Raw genomic sequence first — 20271 nt, 5'->3', positions numbered from 1 at the left:
CTTAAAAAGGCAATAAAATATTTTTTAGAAAAGAGACATATTACTATGGCAGTTCAAATGGAATATGAAAAAGACGTAAAAGTAGCAGCACTTGACGGTAAAAAAATCGCCGTTATCGGTTACGGTTCACAAGGTCATGCGCATGCACAAAACTTGCGTGATTCAGGTCACGATGTGATCATCGGTGTTCGTCCAGGTAAATCATTTGATAAAGCTAAAGAAGATGGTTTTGATACTTACACAGTAGCAGAAGCAACTAAATTGGCTGATATCATTATGGTTTTGGCACCAGATGAAATTCAAAAAGATATCTATAAAGATGAAATTGAGCCAAACTTGAGTGCAGGCAAAGCTCTTGGTTTTGCACACGGATTTAACATCCACTTCGAATTCATCAAGGTTCCTAAAGATGTTGATGTCTTTATGGTTGCTCCTAAAGGACCAGGTCACTTGGTACGCCGTACATATACAGAAGGCTTTGGTGTTCCTGCACTTTACGCAGTATACCAAGATGCTACAGGTAATGCTAAAGATATCGCTATGGACTGGGCTAAAGGTATTGGTTCTGCACGTGTTGGATTACTTGTAACAACATTTAAAGAAGAAACTGAAGAAGATTTGTTTGGTGAACAAGCGGTTCTTATGGGTGGGTTGACACACCTTATTGAAGCTGGTTTTGAAGTCTTGACTGAAGCAGGCTATGCACCACAATTAGCTTACTTTGAAGTGCTTCACGAAATGAAATTGATTGTTGACTTGATCTACGAAGGTGGATTCAAGAAAATGCGTCAATCATGTTCAAATACTGCAGAATTTGGTGACTTTGTAACTGGTCCACGTGTCATCGGTCCAGAAGTCAAAGAAAACATGAAAGCTGCCCTTGCTGATATCCAATCAGGTAAATTTGCACGTGAATTCGTTGAAGACCATGATGCTGGCTTCCCACGTTTGAAAGCTTACCGTAAAGAAGCTGAAGAGCTTGAAATTGAAAAGATTGGTGCTGAATTGCGTAAAGCAATGCCATTCGTTGGTCAAAACGACGATGACGCATTCAAAATCTATAACTAATGTGATAGTCTCAAAAACCAGTCTAGTACTGGTTTTTTGTGTTCTGAAGAGAGTAGTTGGGAATCCGACTGCTCTTTTTGGGTAAAAAAACTCACTCCATTAAGGAGTGAGAATAGCCATAAAATTAGTAAGTCAAGACAAAGTTTTTCTTCTTACCGCGACGGATAACAGTAATTTCATTATCAATTTTATCTGCATCTGAGAGGGTGTAATCCAAGTCTTGTACACGTTCACCATTGATGTAGATAGCACCGTTTTGGACATCTTCACGTGCTTGGCGTTTAGAAGGTGAAATCTTAGCGTTGACGAGAAGTTCAACGATGTTCAGATTTTCATCTCCTGAGATCTCATAAGTTGGGACACCGTTAAGGGCAACTTTAAGGTCGCGTGCTGAGAGAGCTTTAAGATTACCAGCGAAGAGTTGTTCAGTGATGTGAACAGCTTGTTCGTAGGCTTCTTTACCGTGAACCAAAGTAACAACTTCACGAGCCAAAATCTTTTGTGCCAAACGTTGGTGACGAGCTTGGTCAAATTCTTTACCGATTTCTTCGATTTCTTCAAGTGACAAGAAAGTGAAAATCTTCAAGAAGCGGACAGCATCGTCATCCATAACATTGAGCCAGAATTGGTACATTTCGTAAGGTGTTGTTTTAGTAGCATCAAGCCAGACAGCGTTACCTTCAGATTTACCGAACTTTTTACCAGTTGAATCTGTGATAAGTGGCACTGTGATGACGTGTCCAGATTTATCTGCTTTACGACGCAAGAGCTCAGTACCTGCTGTCATGTTACCCCATTGGTCAGAACCACCAATTTGGAGGGTTACGCCGTACTTATCGTTGAGTTCATAGAAATCGTAACCTTGCATGATTTGGTAGGCAAACTCAGTGTAAGAGATACCTGTTTCGATACGTTTCTTAACAGATTCCTTACTCATCATGTAGTTAACTGTGAAGTATTTACCCACGTCACGCAAGAAATCGATGAAGCTGACTGAACCAAACCAATCATAGTTGTTAACCATAACGGCTTTATTGTCACCATTTTCAAAATCAAGGAAACGAGAGAGCTGACCTTGGATTTTTTCAACCCAACCTTCAACGGTTTCTTTGGTTTGGAGGCTACGTTCAGCATCTTTAAATGATGGGTCACCAATCAAACCTGTTGCACCACCAACGAGGGCGTAAGGTTTGTGTCCAGCCAATTGAAGTCGGCGACTTGTAAGGATAGCTACAAGGTGTCCAAGGTGGAGACTGTCTGCGGTTGGGTCATAACCAGTGTAGTATGAGACTGGTCCCTCTTCAAAGGCTTTTACAAGGGCTTCTTCATCTGTGGTTTGAAAAATCAAGCCACGTGCTTTTAGTTCTTCAAAAATTGTCATGATATTCTCCAGTAAAGTATATTCTGCACCATTATACCAAAAGAAAGTAGTCCTATGCAAGCTTTGTCAAAGTTTGTTATAATAGGCTTTGAGGTATTTCTATGAATTTTGAAAAAATAATAAATTATTTTAGACGACTAGGGCAGGCTATTCGCACAAAGTCTGCTGGTCCTAGGTCTAAAAGAGGAGATAAATCTTTTAATGAAAGGAAAGCTACGACTGATTCTAAGTGGAATCGTAAGCAAGGGAGAAAGTCGCCTGAGGACCGGATGACACTCTTAGACATGGGTGATGTTTTCTTAAAAACCTTAAAGCTCTTGTCTGATTTCTTTTATGTGGTTATTATCGTCCTTACCTTGTTCGGTGCAGGAATTGGTTTGGGTTATTTGGGGAGTCAAATTGAGTCTGTTCCGTCGATTAAGGACAAAACCTTGTTGAATCAGATTAGTGAGGTTAGTTTGGTATCTTCGATGAGCTATTCCGATTCCAAGAAGATTGCGGATATTGACACTGACTTGCTGAGAACGCCTATTGAGAGTGATGCGATTTCTAACAATGTCAAAAATGCCATCATTGCGACTGAGGATGAAAATTTTAAGAAGCATAAGGGTGTTGTGCCAAAGGCAGTATTTAGGGCTTTGGTGTCATCAGTTTTGGGAGTTGGCTCTTCAAGTGGTGGTTCGACGCTAACGCAGCAGTTAATCAAGCAACAGGTAACAGGAGATGCACCAACCTTTAAACGTAAGGCGGCAGAGATTATCTATGCCTTACAATTGGAGCGTCGTGTTTCTAAAAATGAAATTTTAACCGATTATCTGAACGTTTCTCCTTTTGGACGTAATAACAAGGGGAAAAATATTGCTGGAATTGAGGAGGCTGCTCAAGGTATCTTTGGGGTATCTGCGACGGATTTGACAGTTCCTCAGGCGGCCTATCTGGCAGGATTGCCACAGAGCCCGATTGTCTACTCACCTTATACAGCTGATGGACAATTAAAAAACGCAGAGGATCTTTCTTATGGCTTGGCACGTCAACAAGATGTACTCTACAATCTTTATCGCGGTGGCTATCTAGATAAGTCGCAGTACGAAAGCTATAAGAATTATGATATCACTAAAGATTTCAAGGCTGGTGAGAAGTCTGATGCCGTAAGTCATGACTATTTGTACTATTCTGTCATGTCTGAGGCTCAGGGTGTCATGTATGATTACCTCGTTAAACATGACAAGGTATCGAGTCAAGAGTTGAAAAATGATAAGACAAAGGAAAGCTATCGTGAGAGGGCTCTTCAAGAGCTCCAAACCGGTGGCTACAGCGTTAAGACAACTATTGACAATGCAGTTTATAATGCGATGCAAGATGCTGCGAGTCAATATGGTGGCCTCCTTGACCAAGGAGGTAATAGTGGAGTTGAAGTCGGAAATGTGCTCATGGATAATGCGACCGGAGCAATTCTAGGATTTGTTGGTGGTCGTAGTTACGAAAATAACCAAAATAACCATGCCTTTGATACGGCACGCTCCCCAGGTTCCTCTATTAAGCCTATTATCGCTTATGGAATTGCTATTGATCAAGGTTTGATGGGTAGCTCAAGTATCCTTTCTAACTACCCAACTAATTTTACGGGTGGAACGCCTATTCTCCATGATGGTGATAAGGGTACAGCTATGATGAACCTACAAGAGGCACTCAATACCTCATGGAACATTCCAGCCTTTTGGACTTATCAAATGCTTCAACGTCATGATGTTGATGTTGAGGGTTACATGACCAAGATGGGTTATAAGATTGCTAACTACAATATCGAAAGTTTACCTCTTGGCGGGGGAATTGAAACTACGGTTGCCCAGCAAGTAAATGCCTATCAAATGCTTTCCAATGGTGGCGTCTATGAGAAGGGCCATATGATTGATAGTATTACTGACCGGACTGGCGAAGTTATCTATCAGCATAAATCTGAAGGAGTTCAAGTTTTTTCAAGAGCTACGGCTAGTATCATGGATAACTTACTCAAAGAAGTGGTAGTTAAAGGAGCAACAACTCAATTTCATTCTGAATTGAAAAATGTCAATGGTGCAGCAGCCTCAGCGGACTGGATGGGTAAAACAGGAACGACAGATAACTTTGCGGATGCTTGGCTGATTGTGTCAACGCCTGGTATTACTCTTGGTGGTTGGGCCGGATATGATAATAATACACCAACCAATTCTAAAACGGGTTACATATATAATTCCCAATATATGGCTCGTTTGACTTCCGCTATCTATAATGCTAATCCAGGTATTTTTAAAACGGGAGATAAGTTTAATATCGATTCAAGTGCCATTAAGGCAAGTGTGCTTAAATCAACAGGTCTTAAACCAGCAACAGTGTCTGTCAATGGTCGTAATGTTTCTGTAAGTGGTGAAATGGTTGATACTTACTGGGCTAAAAATGGACCTGGAGATACGACTTACAAGTTTGCTATTGGTGGAACCGACAGTGACTATCAAAAAGCCTGGTCTAGCATTCTTGGAGGGCATTAGGAATTGCCAAGAAAACTTGCAAAAAAGTAAAAAATTAGGTATAATGTAGACAACTATTTGTCGTCTTACTTGGTTGAAATATTGTCCAATCAAGAGATACAGCAGTTAAATCAACGTTTTTTCGGTCAGATTTAGCTGCTATTTTTGTGCTTATTTTTAGGATTTCCAAGTGTTGTAACGCATATTTAAAGGTTCTAAAAATTCACAGATTAAGTTATCGCTTATCATTAATCAGTTAAGTGGATCTTAGTGTTTAATCACTTGTCAATGGGACAAGCAACTGAAAAAGGCAGAAGACAAATATTTAAAGTGCACGACTTGCAAAGCAGGTCTCGAATGTAGAAAAGGAGTAGAAGACTTGGCAGGACATGACGTTCAATACGGGAAACATCGTACCCGTCGTAGTTTTTCAAGAATCAAAGAAGTTCTTGATTTACCAAACTTGATTGAAATCCAAACGGATTCATTCAAAGAATTCTTGGATACTGGTCTTAAAGAGGTTTTTGAGGATGTACTTCCTATCTCAAACTTCACAGACACTATGGAATTGGAATTCGTTGGTTACGAATTGAAAGAGCCTAAGTATACACTTGAAGAAGCTCGTATCCACGATGCATCATACTCAGCACCTATCTTTGTGACTTTCCGTCTTATTAACAAAGAAACTGGTGAAATCAAAACTCAGGAAGTCTTCTTCGGAGATTTCCCTATTATGACTGAGATGGGTACTTTCATCATCAATGGTGGTGAACGTATTATTGTTTCTCAGTTGGTGCGCTCACCTGGTGTTTACTTTAACGATAAGGTTGATAAAAACGGCAAAGTGGGTTATGGATCAACAGTTATCCCTAACCGTGGGGCATGGCTTGAGCTCGAAACAGATTCAAAAGACATCGCCTACACTCGTATCGACCGTACACGTAAGATTCCATTCACAACGCTTGTGCGTGCGCTTGGATTCTCAGGTGATGACGAAATTGTTGATATCTTTGGTGATAGCGAGTTGGTTCGTAACACCATTGAAAAAGATATCCACAAAAACCCAGCAGATTCACGTACTGATGAAGCACTTAAAGAAATTTATGAACGTCTTCGTCCAGGTGAACCAAAAACTGCCGACAGCTCACGTAGCTTGCTTGTAGCTCGTTTCTTTGATCCACGTCGTTATGACTTGGCTGCTGTTGGTCGTTACAAAGTCAACAAAAAACTTAACATCAAGACACGTCTTTTGGGACAAACAATTGCTGAAAACTTGGTAGATCCTGAAACAGGTGAAATCCTTGTTGAAGCTGGTACTGAAATGACACGTGATGTGATTGATTCAATCGCAGAATACTTGGATGGTGATTTGAACAAATTTGTATACACACCAAACGATTATGCGGTGGTTACAGAACCTGTTGTTCTTCAAAAATTCAAGGTTGTTGCACCAAATGATCCAGATCGTGTGGTTACAATTGTTGGTAATGCCAACCCAGATGACAAAGTTCGTGCTTTGACAACAGCGGATATCTTAGCTGAAATGAGCTACTTCCTCAACCTTGCTGAAGGTATCGGTAAAGTAGACGATATCGACCACCTTGGTAACCGTCGTATCCGTGCCGTTGGTGAATTGCTTGCTAACCAATTCCGTATTGGTTTGGCTCGTATGGAACGTAACGTACGTGAGCGTATGTCAGTTCAAGATAACGAAGTCTTGACACCACAACAAATCATCAATATTCGCCCTGTAACTGCAGCTGTTAAAGAATTCTTTGGTTCTTCACAGTTGTCACAGTTCATGGACCAACACAACCCATTGTCAGAGTTGTCACACAAACGTCGTTTGTCAGCCTTGGGACCTGGTGGTTTGACACGTGACCGTGCCGGATATGAAGTTCGTGACGTGCACTATACGCACTACGGTCGTATGTGTCCAATTGAAACACCTGAAGGACCTAACATCGGTTTGATCAATAACTTGTCTTCGTACGGACACCTTAACAAGTATGGTTTCATTCAAACACCATATCGTAAGGTTGACCGTGCAACTGGTAAAGTAACCAACGAAGTAGTTTGGTTGACTGCCGACGAAGAAGATGAGTACACAGTTGCTCAGGCTAACTCTAAATTGAACGAAGATGGAACATTTGCAGAAGAAATCGTTATGGGTCGTCATCAAGGTAATAACCAAGAGTACCCATCACACCTTGTAGATTTCGTGGATGTTTCTCCTAAACAGGTAGTTGCCGTTGCGACAGCATGTATTCCTTTCTTGGAAAACGATGACTCTAACCGTGCCCTCATGGGTGCCAACATGCAACGTCAGGCTGTGCCTTTGATTGATCCTAAAGCACCTTATGTTGGTACTGGTATGGAATATCAAGCTGCCCACGATTCAGGAGCTGCAGTTATTGCTCAACACGACGGTAAAGTTGTCTACTCTGATGCTGATAAAGTTGAAGTTCGTCGTGAAGATGGTTCTCTTGATGTTTATACTATTCAAAAATTCCGTCGTTCAAACTCAGGTACTGCCTATAACCAACGTACTTTGGTTAAGGTTGGCGATATTGTTGAAAAAGGTGATTTTATCGCTGACGGTCCATCTATGGAAGGTGGAGAAATGGCCCTCGGTCAAAACCCTATTGTCGCATACATGACATGGGAAGGTTACAACTTCGAGGATGCCGTTATCATGAGTGAGCGTCTTGTGAAAGATGACGTTTATACATCTGTTCACTTGGAAGAATTCGAATCAGAAACACGTGATACAAAGCTTGGGCCTGAAGAAATCACACGTGAATTGCCAAACGTTGGTGAAGAAGCCCTCAAAGACCTTGACGAAATGGGTATTATCCGTATCGGTGCTGAGGTTAAAGAAGGTGACATTCTTGTTGGTAAGGTAACACCTAAGGGTGAAAAAGACCTTTCTGCTGAAGAACGTCTTCTCCACGCTATCTTTGGTGATAAATCTCGTGAAGTACGTGATACATCACTCCGTGTACCTCACGGTGGTGATGGTGTCGTTCGTGATGTTAAAATCTTCACACGTGCAAACGGTGATGAATTGCAATCAGGTGTTAACATGCTTGTTCGTGTTTACATCGCTCAAAAACGTAAGATCAAGGTCGGAGATAAGATGGCCGGTCGTCACGGTAACAAAGGGGTTGTTTCTCGTATTGTTCCTGTTGAAGACATGCCTTACCTTCCAGACGGTACACCAGTTGATATCATGTTGAACCCTCTTGGGGTGCCATCACGTATGAACATCGGTCAGGTTATGGAACTTCACCTTGGTATGGCTGCTCGTAACTTGGGTATCCACATCGCAACACCAGTCTTTGACGGGGCAAGCTCAGAAGACCTCTGGGATACTGTTCGTGAAGCAGGTATGGATAGTGATGCTAAGACAATCCTTTACGATGGACGTACAGGTGAACCATTTGATAACCGTGTGTCAGTTGGTGTCATGTACATGATCAAACTTCACCACATGGTTGATGATAAACTTCACGCTCGTTCAGTAGGTCCTTACTCACTTGTTACCCAACAACCTCTTGGTGGTAAAGCACAATTTGGTGGACAACGTTTCGGTGAGATGGAGGTTTGGGCCCTTGAAGCTTATGGTGCATCAAATATCCTTCAAGAAATCTTGACTTACAAGTCAGATGACGTTAACGGACGTTTGAAAGCCTATGAAGCTATCACTAAAGGTAAACCAATTCCAAAACCAGGCGTTCCAGAATCATTCCGAGTACTTGTTAAAGAATTGCAATCACTTGGTCTTGATATGCGTGTCCTTGATGAGGATGACTACGAAGTTGAATTGCGTGATCTTGATGAAGGTGAAGATGACGATGTCATGCACGTCGATGATCTTGAAAAAGCACGTGTACAACAAGCCAAAGAAGCTGCTGAATTAGAAAAAGCTAAAGAAGAAGCTTCAGATAAAACAGAATAAATAAGCTTTAGAGAGGGAGTTCACTCTCTCTGCTAAGGTAGCTGATAAAGGTGAGAATAGCGCTGCTATTGTCAATAGAACAAAAGAAAGGTAATACTAGTGGTTGACGTAAATCGATTTAAAAGTATGCAAATCACACTAGCTTCACCAACTAAGGTCCGTTCATGGTCTTATGGTGAAGTTAAGAAACCTGAAACAATCAACTACCGTACGCTCAAACCAGAACGCGAAGGTCTCTTCGACGAAGTAATCTTTGGTCCTACTAAAGACTGGGAATGTGCGTGTGGGAAATACAAACGTATCCGTTATAAAGGTATCGTTTGTGACCGCTGTGGTGTTGAAGTAACACGTGCTAAGGTTCGTCGTGAACGTATGGGTCACATCGAGTTGAAAGCACCAGTATCACACATCTGGTACTTCAAGGGAATCCCTTCTCGTATGGGATTGACTTTGGACATGAGTCCTCGTGCGCTTGAAGAAGTTATCTACTTCGCAGCTTACGTGGTTATCGATCCAAAGGAAACACCACTTGAACCAAAATCTCTCTTGACAGAACGTGAATATCGTGAAAAATTGCAAGAGTATGGACATGGTTCATTTGTCGCTAAAATGGGTGCAGAAGCTATCCAAGACCTCTTGAAACAAGTGGATTTGGAAGCTGAAATTGCTGAACTCAAAGAAGAGTTGAAGACAGCAACTGGTCAAAAACGTGTTAAAGCTGTTCGTCGTTTGGACGTTCTTGATGCCTTCTATAAGTCTGGTAACAAACCAGAATGGATGGTTCTTAACATCTTGCCAGTATTGCCACCAGACCTTCGTCCAATGGTTCAATTGGATGGTGGACGTTTTGCGGCATCAGACTTGAACGATCTTTATCGTCGTGTTATCAACCGTAACAACCGTTTGGCTCGTTTGCTTGAATTGAATGCTCCAGGTATCATCGTGCAAAACGAAAAACGTATGTTGCAAGAAGCGGTAGATGCCCTTATCGATAATGGACGTCGTGGTCGTCCAATCACTGGACCAGGTAGTCGTCCACTTAAATCTTTGAGCCACATGCTTAAAGGTAAACAAGGTCGTTTCCGTCAAAACTTGCTTGGTAAACGTGTTGACTTCTCTGGACGTTCCGTTATCGCCGTTGGTCCAACACTTAAAATGTACCAATGTGGTGTGCCACGTTTGATGGCCATCGAACTTTTCAAACCATTTGTGATGCGTGAAATCGTTGCGCGTGAATACGCAGGTAACGTGAAAGCCGCTAAACGTATGGTTGAACGTGGTGATGAACGTATTTGGGATATTCTTGAAGATGTTATCAAGGAACACCCAGTACTTCTTAACCGCGCACCTACCCTCCACCGTTTGGGTATCCAGGCCTTTGAACCTGTCTTGATTGATGGTAAGGCCCTTCGTCTTCACCCATTGGTATGTGAGGCCTACAATGCCGACTTTGACGGTGACCAAATGGCCATTCACGTTCCATTGTCTGAAGAAGCTCAAGCTGAAGCACGTTTGCTCCTTCTTGCGGCTGAACACATCCTTAACCCTAAAGACGGTAAACCGGTCGTAACGCCATCTCAGGATATGGTTCTTGGTAACTACTACTTGACTATGGAAGAAGAAGGCCGTGAGGGTGAAGGTATGGTCTTCAAGGATATTGATGAGGCAGTTATGGCTTATCGTAATGGTTATGTTCACTTGCATAGCCGTGTCGGTATCGCAGTAGACAGCATGCCTGATAAACCTTGGAAAGAAAACCAACTTCACAAGATTTTGGTTACAACTGTTGGTAAGATTCTCTTTAACTCAATCATCCCAGCAGAAATTCCATATCTTCAAGAAACAACAAATGAGAACTTGACAGATAGTACACCAGATAAGTACTTCCTTGAACCAGGTCAAGATATCCAAACAGTTATTGATAGTTTGGAAATTAATGCACCATTCAAGAAGAAAAATCTTGGTAACATCATCGCTGAAACCTTCAAACGTCTTCGTACAACTGAAACATCAGCCTTCCTTGACCGTTTGAAAGACCTTGGTTACTACCACTCAACACTTGCTGGTTTGACAGTGGGTATCGCCGATATCCCAGTTATCGATAATAAACAAGAAATTATCGATGCTGCTCACCACCGTGTTGAAGAAATTAACAAGGCCTTTCGTCGTGGTTTGATGACAGATGATGACCGTTATGTTGCTGTTACAACAACATGGCGTGAAGCGAAAGAAGCACTTGAAAAACGTCTGATTGAAACACAAGATCCTAAGAACCCAATCGTTATGATGATGGACTCAGGAGCTCGTGGTAACATCTCTAACTTCTCTCAACTTGCCGGTATGCGTGGTTTGATGGCCGCTCCTAACGGACGTATCATGGAATTGCCTATCCTTTCAAACTTCCGTGAAGGTTTGAGCGTTTTGGAAATGTTCTTCTCTACTCACGGTGCGCGTAAAGGTATGACCGATACGGCCCTTAAGACAGCCGACTCAGGTTACCTTACTCGTCGTTTGGTTGACGTTGCCCAAGATGTTATCATTCGTGAAGATGACTGTGGAACAGACCGAGGTCTTCTTATCCGTGCGATTACTGATGGTAAAGAAGTTACGGAAACACTTGAAGAACGTCTTCAAGGTCGTTACACTAAGAAATCAGTTAAGAATCCTACAACAGGTGAAGTAATCGTAGGTCCAGATACTTTGATTACTGAAGACATGGCTGCTGCTATTGTCAATGCTGGTGTTGAAGAAGTAACTATCCGTTCAGTCTTTACATGTAACACACGTCACGGTGTTTGCCGTCACTGTTACGGTATCAACTTGGCAACAGGTGATGCGGTTGAAGTTGGTGAAGCAGTTGGTACTATCGCCGCTCAATCTATCGGGGAACCTGGTACACAGCTTACTATGCGTACCTTCCACACCGGTGGGGTAGCCTCAAACACCGATATCACACAGGGTCTTCCACGTATCCAGGAAATCTTTGAAGCACGTAACCCTAAAGGGGAAGCGGTTATCACTGAAGTTAAGGGTACTGTTATTGAAATCGAAGAAGATGCTGCAACACGTACTAAGAAAGTCTTCGTTCAAGGTAAGACTGGAATGGGTGAATACGTTGTTCCATTTACAGCTCGTATGAAAGTTGAAGTGGGTGACGAAGTACACCGTGGTGCGGCCTTGACAGAAGGTTCAATCCAACCTAAACGTCTCCTTGAAGTACGTGATACCTTGTCAGTTGAAACTTATCTTCTTGCAGAAGTACAAAAAGTTTACCGCAGCCAAGGGGTAGAAATCGGTGACAAACACGTCGAAGTAATGGTTCGTCAAATGCTTCGTAAAGTACGTGTTATGGATCCAGGGGATACAGATCTCCTTCCAGGTACACTTATGGACATTTCTGACTTCACAGATGCTAACAAGGATATTGTTATCTCTGGTGGTGTTCCTGCAACATCTCGTCCAGTCCTTCTTGGTATTACGAAAGCCTCACTTGAAACAAATTCATTCTTGTCAGCGGCTTCCTTCCAAGAAACAACACGTGTCCTTACAGATGCAGCTATCCGTGGTAAGAAAGACCATCTCCTTGGTCTTAAAGAAAATGTTATCATTGGTAAGACTATCCCTGCTGGTACAGGTATGGCTCGTTACCGTAACATTGAACCGCTTTCAGTTAACGAAGTTGAAGTTATTGAAAACATTGCTGTTGATGAAGCAATTGTGGAATCATCTGAAGACTAAAACGAAAGCAAAAGAACTCACAATGAATTGTGGGTTCTTTTCGTATTTATATGACTAGAATTTCTTCTATTTTTGATAAATATAAAATATAAGACCATTTTTTTTATCTTTTCCAGAAAATTTTGTATAATAAGAACACCAAAGATGAAGTGAGAAAGAAAAATGTACCAAGTAGTTGAAATGAAAGGGGATTTGGAACCGTGGTGGTTCCTAGAAGGCTGGCAAGAGGATATCATCAGTACTAAGGAATTTGAAAATTTTTACGATGCCCTCAAGTACTATAAAAAACTTTGGTTTGCGATGGAAGAAACCTTGCCAAGTTATATCAGCCGTAGTAGTGTCATGACTGCTTTTTGGGATCAAGAGGATAAGCACTGGTGTGAGGAGTGTGACGAATACCTGCAGGTCTATCAATCGATTGCTCTTTTGGATGATTGGCAGGAAATTCCTGAGGAGAAATATCGTCCGGGATATGAAAAGCGAAATGACCTTCCAAATCATGCCCACTGTAAAATTAAACGTTAAATAATGCAGAAGCTCGAAATTTTCGAGCTTTTTTTCATTTTCTTAAACTTTTTACGAATAGGACTATGAGGAGGTCCTTATGGTAACAGAATTTGCTAAGGAAATGATCAAAAATGCTGATAGTTGTGGGGCTCAAGACATTTATGTCATTCCACGTCAGGATAATTACGAGCTCTATATGCGAGTTGGCCAGGAGAGGAGATTAATTGATGTATATCGGCCTGATTTCATGGCTAGTCTTATTGGTCACTTTAAATTTGTGGCGGGAATGATGGTAGGTGAGAAGCGTAGGAGTCAACTAGGTTCCTGTGACTATGATTGTGGTGATGGTCAAAGGGTTTCTCTGCGTTTGTCTACCGTTGGGGATTATCGCGGCTTAGAAAGTTTAGTTATTCGTGTTCTACATTCTGAACGTCGAGAATTAGTGTACTGGAATCAAGGAATCCAGCCTATTATGGATGCTTTGGATTATCGTGGCTTATATCTCTTTGCAGGTCCCGTTGGTTCTGGAAAGACTACGCTTATGCATGAGTTGGTTCAGGAGCGTTTTAAGGGGCAGCAGGTGATTTCGATTGAGGATCCTGTGGAAATTAAACAGGATAATGTTTTGCAACTACAGGTGAATCAAGCAATTGACATGACCTATGATAATTTGATTAAGCTATCACTACGCCATCGCCCGGATGTTTTGATTATTGGAGAAATTCGAGATAAGGAGACTGCTCGAGCGGTTATTAGAGCTAGTCTGACGGGGGTGACTGTTCTTTCAACTATTCACGCAAAGAGTGTTGCAGGTGTTTATGAGCGTCTTCTGGACCTCGGTGTAGATAAGTCTGAGTTGGATAATGCTCTTCAAGGGATTGTCTACATGCGTCTGATTAAGGGAGGAGGTGTGATTGATTTTGCCAGTGAAAATTTCCAAAGCCATTCGTCAACCAGCTGGAACCAGCAGTTGGAAGGTTTGGTTAAACAAGGATATCTCACTGAAGGGGATATCCAAGGGGAAAAAATTAAAGATTAATCAGCAACTAAAGGTTATCCAGCTCTTCAAACAACTTCTAAAGGCAGGGTTTACCTTGACTGAAATCGTAGCCTTTTTGGAGCGAAGTCACTTGTTGAAAGAATCGTCCTTGTCTCTTATGAAAGCGAGTTTAATGCGAGGCGACAGGTTGGACCAGATGTTTGCGGCAGTGGGCTTTTCGGACAATATTGTTACTCAGATTGCCCTTGCTGATAAGCACGGTAATCTTCTAGGAAGTCTAACCAAGATTGAAACCTACATGCTTCGTATGACCAAGGTTCGTAAGAAACTCATGGAGGTAGCAACCTACCCTATTCTACTTCTGGGTTTCCTAGTTCTGATTATGTTGGGGCTCAAAAATTATCTTCTGCCTCAACTGTTAGAGGGGTATGGTAAGGAGAATTGGACCGTACAGTTGGTTCAGATCTTTCCCCAGCTCTTTTTTGCGACTTTGTGCGGACTTCTTGTATTAAGCTTAATTCTCTACCTATGGGTCAAACGCCAGCCAGCTCTTGTCTTTTATCGACGAATGGCAAAAATCCCTTTTATAGGCCAAACTGTCAGGCTATATACGACCGCCTATTATGCTAGGGAATGGGGAAATCTCTTAGGGCAAGGTATTGACTTACTAGACTTAGTTGCTCTAATGAAAGAGCAAAAATCAAAGCTCTTTCGTGAGCTGGGGGCTGATTTAGAAGAAGCCTTGATGCTAGGACAGAGTTTTCCTGACCGTATTGCCAGTCACCCTTTCTTCACTAAGGAACTATCCTTAATTATTGCTTATGGAGAGGCTAATGCTAGGTTGGGCTATGAGTTAGAAGTCTATGCTGAAGAGGTTTGGCAGGCTTTCTTTAACCGTCTTAATAAGGCAACAACCTTTGTGCAACCCCTCATTTTTGTTATTGTTGCTGTCGTGATTGTAATGATCTATGCAGCCATGCTATTACCAATGTATCAAAATATGGAAGGAATGATGTCATGAAAATGATGTTGAAAAAATTGAATGCCGTTAAATTACGTGCTTTTACGTTGATTGAAATGCTGGTCGTGCTTCTCATTATCAGTATTCTCCTTTTGCTCTTTGTACCTAACTTGAGCAAGCAGAAGGATTCTGTTAAAGAGACTGGAAATGCGGCTGTGGTCAAGGTCGTGGATTCTCAAGCAGAACTTTATGAAATGAAGAATAATAAGACAGCTAGCTTAGCTGCTCTTGTTTCAGAAGGTCAAATCACGCAAAAACAGGCAGATTCATACAATGATTATTATGCGAAACATGGTGGCGAAAGCCGCTCAGTGGCCAATTAGAGCCTTTACCTTGTTGGAGAGTCTGGTGACTCTAGCAGTGGTTGCCTTTCTCACTCTAAGTTTGTCAGGCTCAGTCACTGGTATTTTTCAACAGGTTGAAACGAACCTTTTTTATCTGCGCTTTGAGTACCTATACCGAGATAGTCAGCGCTTGGCAGCGGCGGAAGGGTCCAATGTGGAATTGCAGTTGTCCAAGGATAAAATCAGTAACGGAAAATCCAGTCTGGTGATTCCTAAAAATATTCATCTGGATAAGGGGCAGACGCTAGTGTTTGATGCCAAAGGAGGCAACTCTAGCCTCACAAAGATTCGTTTTTCAAGTGATAAGGAGGTGGTGACCTATCAGCTTAACATGGGCAGCGGTAAATATAAAAAGACGGTCTCTTAGAGGCTATATTCTTATCGAAAGCTTGGTAGCAATGGCTGTCTTAGTACTCGTCAGTGGTCTTATCTTGGATCAGATCAATACCAATCGTAGGCTAATGGCTAGGAATCTCCACCAACAGGAGGTTTTGAGTGTGGCAACCATGGCAGTTCAGACCAAACAGGATCAGTTGACCTTAAATGGCATCACAGTGACAGTAAAACGTAGCAAGCAAGGTATCGCGGTTTACGAATCAGGAAAGGAGATTATTCATGTCTCTCAATAGTAAGGTTCGCGCCTTTACCCTCTTGGAATGTCTAGTGGCCTTGTTGGTGATTGCTGGTTCAGTTCAAGTTTATCAAGGTCTGACCACAGTATTGGTGAGCAATGTTAAGCAGGTCAAGCAACAAGAAAGCCAAGACTGGCTTCTATTTGTTCAACAAATGGAGGCAGAATTAGAAGGTTGTCAGTTGGTAAAGGTAGAGGGGAACAAACTCTATGTCAAGCAGGATAATCAAGACTTAGCTTTTGGACTATCAAGTGCTACTGATTTTCGAAAAACAAATGCTGACGGTCGAGGCTACCAACCAATGCTTTTTAATGTAAAAGCTAGTACAATTAGCCAAAATAAACAGATAGTCACCATCCAAGTGACGCTTAAAAATGGGCTACAAAGGAGTTTTGTTTATGCTTTTGAAAAAACAGGTTAGGGGAGGCGTTCTTCTCTACTCTCTTTTTATGGCTGGCATTTTCACACTTCTTCTGCATGTTTATCTGGAGCGGGTGGTTGCTAGCTCTAGACAGAACCAAGCGCAAATGATCTCCAGTCAAAGTCGACTCATGGCAGAGATGACCATGGACTTGGTAGACAAGGAAGCAGGTGCTTTTAGTTTTTCTCAGGGAACTACGACTTACGAGGTTAAGGACAAACAAGTGATTGTTAAAGTTGCCAGTAAAGGTCAAATCAAGACCTATCGTTATGTGAAGAAGCAGGAGCAGAAATAGAAATTCTCTTTCCTTTTTGATATGATAGAAGGACGGAGGAAATCATGAATTTTGAAGCAATTGAGACAGCCTTTGAGCTGTTGTTAGAAAATGTCCAAACCATTGAAAATGATCTTGGAACCCATGCTTACGATGCCCTTATTGAGCAAAATTCCTATTATTTGGGGGCTGAGGTAGCTAATGAAGTCATCATCAAAAACAACGAGAAATTACGTGCCCTTAATCTAAGCAAAGAGGAGTGGCGTCGTGCTTTTCAGTTCTTGTTTATCAAGCTAGGGCAATTGGAAGCCTTACAAGCCAATCACCAATTTACACCTGATGCTATTGGATTTATCATTCTTTACCTACTTGAAGGTTTGACCAAGGACGACCAATTAGATGTTTTGGAGATTGGTTCGGGGACAGGAAACTTGGCTGAAACTCTTCTAAATAATAGTCAGAAAAACCTTAATTATATGGGAATGGAAGTTGACGATCTCCTTATCGATTTGTCAGCTAGTATTGCTGATGTGGTGAATTCGAGTGCAGTTTACATCCAAGAAGATGCTGTTCGACCACATATTCTCAAAGAGAGTGATGTTATTATCAGTGACCTACCTGTTGGTTACTACCCTAATGATGAGATTGCGAGTCGTTTCAAGGTTGCAGCAACTGGTGAACACACCTATGCCCATCACCTTCTCATGGAGCAATCACTCAAGTACTTGAAGAAAGATGGTATTGCTATTCTTTTGGCACCAACTAATCTTTTGACAAGCCCACAAAGTGATTTGCTTAAGAAATGGCTATCAGGCTATGCTGATATTATTGCCGTTATCACTCTTCCAGAAGCAGCTTTTGGCAATAAACATAATATGAAGTCTATCTTTGTGCTTAAAAAACAAACTGAAAATGCTCCTGAGACCTTCGTTTATCCACTTAGTGATTTGCAAAACCCAGAGGTCCTCAAAGATTTTACAGAGAATTTCCAAAAATGGAAATCAGATAATTCCATTTTCTAGCAAAACATGTTAGAATAGGACTATATTATTGAAAGCGTTTTACAAAGAGGTGGCTTATGACAAAAACAATAGCAATTAATGCAGGAAGCTCAAGCTTGAAATGGCAACTATATGAGATGCCAGATGAAGTTGTTCTTGCTAAGGGTTTGATTGAACGTATCGGCTTGAAAGATTCTGTTTCAACAGTAAAATTTGATGACCGTTCAGAATCGCAAACTCTAGATATTGCTGACCATGTTCAGGCAGTAAAAATCTTGCTTGATGATTTGATTCGTTTTGATATTATCAAGAGCTATGATGAAATCACAGGTGTTGGTCACCGTGTGGTTGCTGGTGGAGAATATTTCAAAGAATCAAGCTTGGTGGATGAAGATGCCTTGGCTAAGATTGAAGAATTGTCAGCCTTAGCGCCTTTACACAATCCAGGTGCAGCTTCAGGGATTCGTGCCTTTAAGGAGCTCCTCCCAGATATTACAAGTGTTGCTGTTTTTGATACAGCCTTCCATACATCTATGCCAGAAGTGGCCTACCGTTATCCAGTGCCTAATCGTTACTATACAGACTACCAAGTCCGTAAGTATGGAGCACACGGAACTAGTCACCAATATGTTTCTCAAGAAGCAGCTAAGTTGTTAGGTAAGCCAATTGAAGAAACTAAGATTATCACAGCCCATGTGGGAAATGGTGTTTCAATTACTGCGGTTGATGGTGGTAAATCAGTAGACACATCAATGGGGTTGACACCACTTGGTGGCGTTATGATGGGAACACGTACTGGGGACCTTGACCCTGCGATTATTCCATTTGTTATTGATCGTGAGCCTGAAATGGCAGATGCTGAGCGTATCCGTCACGTCTTTAATAAAGAATCAGGTCTTCTTGGTATTTCTGAAAAATCAAGTGATATGCGTGATATCATTGCTGGTAAGAATGCTGGCGATGAAAAATGTGCCTTGGCTTATGATCTTTATGTGGATCGTTTGCGTAAATACATTGCTCAATACTTCGGTGTGTTGAACGGAGCGGATGCTATCGTCTTTACAGCAGGTATTGGTGAAAACTCTGCGGAAGTTCGTGCTTCAGTTTTGGATGGTCTCACTTGGTTTGGTATTGAAGTGGATCCTGAAAAGAATGTCTTCGGACATGTAGGCGACATTACAACAGCAGAGTCAGCTGTTAAAGTATTTGTTATCCCAACAGATGAAGAGTTGGTGATTGCGCGTGATGTTGAGCGCCTTAAAACTAAATAAGTTATCAAAAATTTGATAAGACCAGAAAAGTTGGCCGAGTGATTGGCCAGCTTTTTTGAATGTTCTGCAAGCATCATTCGTCGATGTCTATATATGTGTAATTCAATAAGTAAAGAAAACTTTACAAAAAATGTAAAAGAGACTTTACAAAATACGTAAAGTAGACTATACTATAAATGTAAAGTTAACTTAACAAAGAAAAGTAAGGAGTTTAACTATTTGAAAATAAACGATAAGGTTGAGGTACCACATGGAAACAAAAATTCAGGAACTTCGCAAGGCTAATAAGATTAGTCAGGCAGAGTTAGCAGATGAAATGGGGGTCACGAGACAGACCATCATTTCACTCGAAAAAGGTCGCTATAATGCGTCGCTGGAACTGGCTTTTAAAATTACTAGATATTTTGGAAAGACTATTGAAGAAGTCTTTATTTTTGAGGAAGATTAAGGAGAAAAGATATGTTTAAACAAGTCATGAAGAAAATTGGTGTTATTGTTTTAGCGCTCACTCTACTAATCTTAGATTTAACACTATTAGGTGCTTTCCCGCTACTTACTCAGGATGGTAAGTTTTCACTTGTCGAGCAAATAGGTTACGGTATTTGGGCATTAGGGAGTTTGGCTATTTTTATCGTGATTGCTTATAGATTTAAACTCTTATCGCTTAAAGAGATTAATTGGAGACGTCTCGTTGCGATTGCTTCTCTTAATCTCGTCATCTTTTTCCTAGGTGATCTTCTAGGGTATTTTATTGGTCAGTTAACACACAATGCGACTATGGAAAATCAAGATGCTTTAAATGATATCTTTGCCCACGTACCATTCTATCTTCACCTAGTAGTCGCCGGTTTTATTATTCCGATTATGGAAGAAATCATTTTTAGGGGACTCTTAGCCAAGGTGCTCTTTGGAAAATACTTTAAGACGGGTCTTGTTATTTCCAGTCTTCTCTTTATGGCTGGTCACTCAGCATTTACGCTTCAGACAATTGTCATCTATGGTATTATGTCAGCTGGTCTTGCGATAACATATTATAAGACTAAGCGTATCGAGTACAGTATGGGTGTTCATATCTTAAACAATAGCATAAGTGTACTACTCAGTCTTTTCGTTTAAGGTGAATAAGTGTTTAAAGTTGTCAGTGAAAA

17 protein-coding genes are annotated in these 20271 nt (G+C 41.4%); 16 read left to right on the top strand and 1 reads right to left on the bottom strand.

The window, feature by feature from the left end; genetic code table 11:
• Positions 1 to 45 precede the first annotated feature (45 nt).
• On the top strand, positions 46 to 1068 hold the full coding sequence (gene ilvC / locus HMPREF2697_RS04640; protein WP_002887024.1) for a ketol-acid reductoisomerase: 1023 nt from the start codon (positions 46 to 48) through the stop codon (positions 1066 to 1068).
• A 124-nt stretch (positions 1069 to 1192) separates the two neighbouring features.
• Here ilvC and tyrS read toward each other — a convergent pair whose 3' ends face one another.
• On the bottom strand, positions 1193 to 2449 hold the full coding sequence (tyrS, locus tag HMPREF2697_RS04635; RefSeq protein ID WP_013991271.1) for a tyrosine--tRNA ligase: 1257 nt from the start codon (positions 2447 to 2449) through the stop codon (positions 1193 to 1195).
• A 101-nt stretch (positions 2450 to 2550) separates the two neighbouring features.
• Here tyrS and pbp1b point away from each other — a divergent pair, with 101 nt between their 5' ends.
• The 15 genes from pbp1b (at position 2551) to HMPREF2697_RS04560 (ending at position 20239) form a co-directional block, all read left to right on the top strand.
• Positions 2551 to 4974: a penicillin-binding protein PBP1B gene (gene pbp1b, locus HMPREF2697_RS04630; protein ID WP_045771804.1), complete on the top strand. Its 2424-nt coding sequence runs from the start codon at positions 2551 to 2553 to the stop codon at positions 4972 to 4974.
• A gap of 358 nt (positions 4975 to 5332) precedes the next feature.
• A complete protein-coding gene (rpoB, locus tag HMPREF2697_RS04625) occupies positions 5333 to 8914 on the top strand; it encodes a DNA-directed RNA polymerase subunit beta (RefSeq protein ID WP_002885744.1) in 3582 nt (1193 codons plus the stop codon).
• A 99-nt stretch (positions 8915 to 9013) separates the two neighbouring features.
• Positions 9014 to 12652: a DNA-directed RNA polymerase subunit beta' gene (rpoC, locus tag HMPREF2697_RS04620; RefSeq protein ID WP_002887020.1), complete on the top strand. Its 3639-nt coding sequence runs from the start codon at positions 9014 to 9016 to the stop codon at positions 12650 to 12652.
• Positions 12653 to 12814: 162 nt separating this feature from the next.
• Positions 12815 to 13177 (top strand): DUF1033 family protein, encoded by a 363-nt coding sequence (locus tag HMPREF2697_RS04615; protein ID WP_002887019.1) that lies wholly within the window; start codon positions 12815 to 12817, stop codon positions 13175 to 13177.
• A gap of 79 nt (positions 13178 to 13256) precedes the next feature.
• Positions 13257 to 14198, top strand: coding sequence for a competence type IV pilus ATPase ComGA (gene comGA, locus HMPREF2697_RS04610; RefSeq protein WP_045771803.1), 942 nt, complete (start codon positions 13257 to 13259; stop codon positions 14196 to 14198).
• Positions 14080 to 15180 carry a competence type IV pilus assembly protein ComGB gene (comGB, locus tag HMPREF2697_RS04605; RefSeq protein ID WP_118058136.1) on the top strand — a complete coding sequence of 367 codons (1101 nt, stop codon included), beginning with the start codon at positions 14080 to 14082 and terminating at the stop codon, positions 15178 to 15180. The genes comGA and comGB overlap by 119 nt, the downstream gene beginning before the upstream one ends.
• 8 nt (positions 15181 to 15188) lie before the next feature.
• Entirely contained in the window at positions 15189 to 15503 is a 315-nt protein-coding gene (gene comGC, locus HMPREF2697_RS04600; RefSeq protein ID WP_037611125.1) for a competence type IV pilus major pilin ComGC, read from the top strand.
• Positions 15463 to 15891, top strand: coding sequence for a competence type IV pilus minor pilin ComGD (gene comGD / locus HMPREF2697_RS04595; RefSeq protein ID WP_014632541.1), 429 nt, complete (start codon positions 15463 to 15465; stop codon positions 15889 to 15891). Before comGC ends, comGD begins: the two co-directional genes overlap by 41 nt.
• Before the next feature lie 31 nt (positions 15892 to 15922).
• Positions 15923 to 16153: a competence type IV pilus minor pilin ComGE gene (gene comGE / locus HMPREF2697_RS04590; RefSeq protein ID WP_013991265.1), complete on the top strand. Its 231-nt coding sequence runs from the start codon at positions 15923 to 15925 to the stop codon at positions 16151 to 16153.
• Positions 16140 to 16577: a competence type IV pilus minor pilin ComGF gene (comGF, locus tag HMPREF2697_RS04585; RefSeq protein WP_014632542.1), complete on the top strand. Its 438-nt coding sequence runs from the start codon at positions 16140 to 16142 to the stop codon at positions 16575 to 16577. The genes comGE and comGF overlap by 14 nt, the downstream gene beginning before the upstream one ends.
• Entirely contained in the window at positions 16555 to 16872 is a 318-nt protein-coding gene (gene comGG / locus HMPREF2697_RS04580; RefSeq protein WP_070849787.1) for a competence type IV pilus minor pilin ComGG, read from the top strand. Before comGF ends, comGG begins: the two co-directional genes overlap by 23 nt.
• Before the next feature lie 44 nt (positions 16873 to 16916).
• On the top strand, positions 16917 to 17873 hold the full coding sequence (locus tag HMPREF2697_RS04575) for a class I SAM-dependent methyltransferase (RefSeq protein WP_014632544.1): 957 nt from the start codon (positions 16917 to 16919) through the stop codon (positions 17871 to 17873).
• Positions 17874 to 17929: 56 nt separating this feature from the next.
• Positions 17930 to 19123 carry an acetate kinase gene (locus HMPREF2697_RS04570; protein WP_002885831.1) on the top strand — a complete coding sequence of 398 codons (1194 nt, stop codon included), beginning with the start codon at positions 17930 to 17932 and terminating at the stop codon, positions 19121 to 19123.
• Positions 19124 to 19373: 250 nt separating this feature from the next.
• A complete protein-coding gene (locus HMPREF2697_RS04565) occupies positions 19374 to 19571 on the top strand; it encodes a helix-turn-helix transcriptional regulator (RefSeq protein WP_070849783.1) in 198 nt (65 codons plus the stop codon).
• A gap of 11 nt (positions 19572 to 19582) precedes the next feature.
• A complete protein-coding gene (locus HMPREF2697_RS04560; protein WP_014632546.1) occupies positions 19583 to 20239 on the top strand; it encodes a CPBP family intramembrane glutamic endopeptidase in 657 nt (218 codons plus the stop codon).
• The last annotated feature ends 32 nt before the right edge of the window (positions 20240 to 20271 follow it).

Origin of the sequence: Streptococcus sp. HMSC064D12 (genome assembly GCF_001837205.1) — a bacterium.
Classification (GTDB): Bacteria; Bacillota; Bacilli; order Lactobacillales; family Streptococcaceae; genus Streptococcus; species Streptococcus salivarius_D.
Note: the sequence above shows the minus strand (reverse complement) of the source record. Positions and strands in the feature narration are given on the sequence as shown.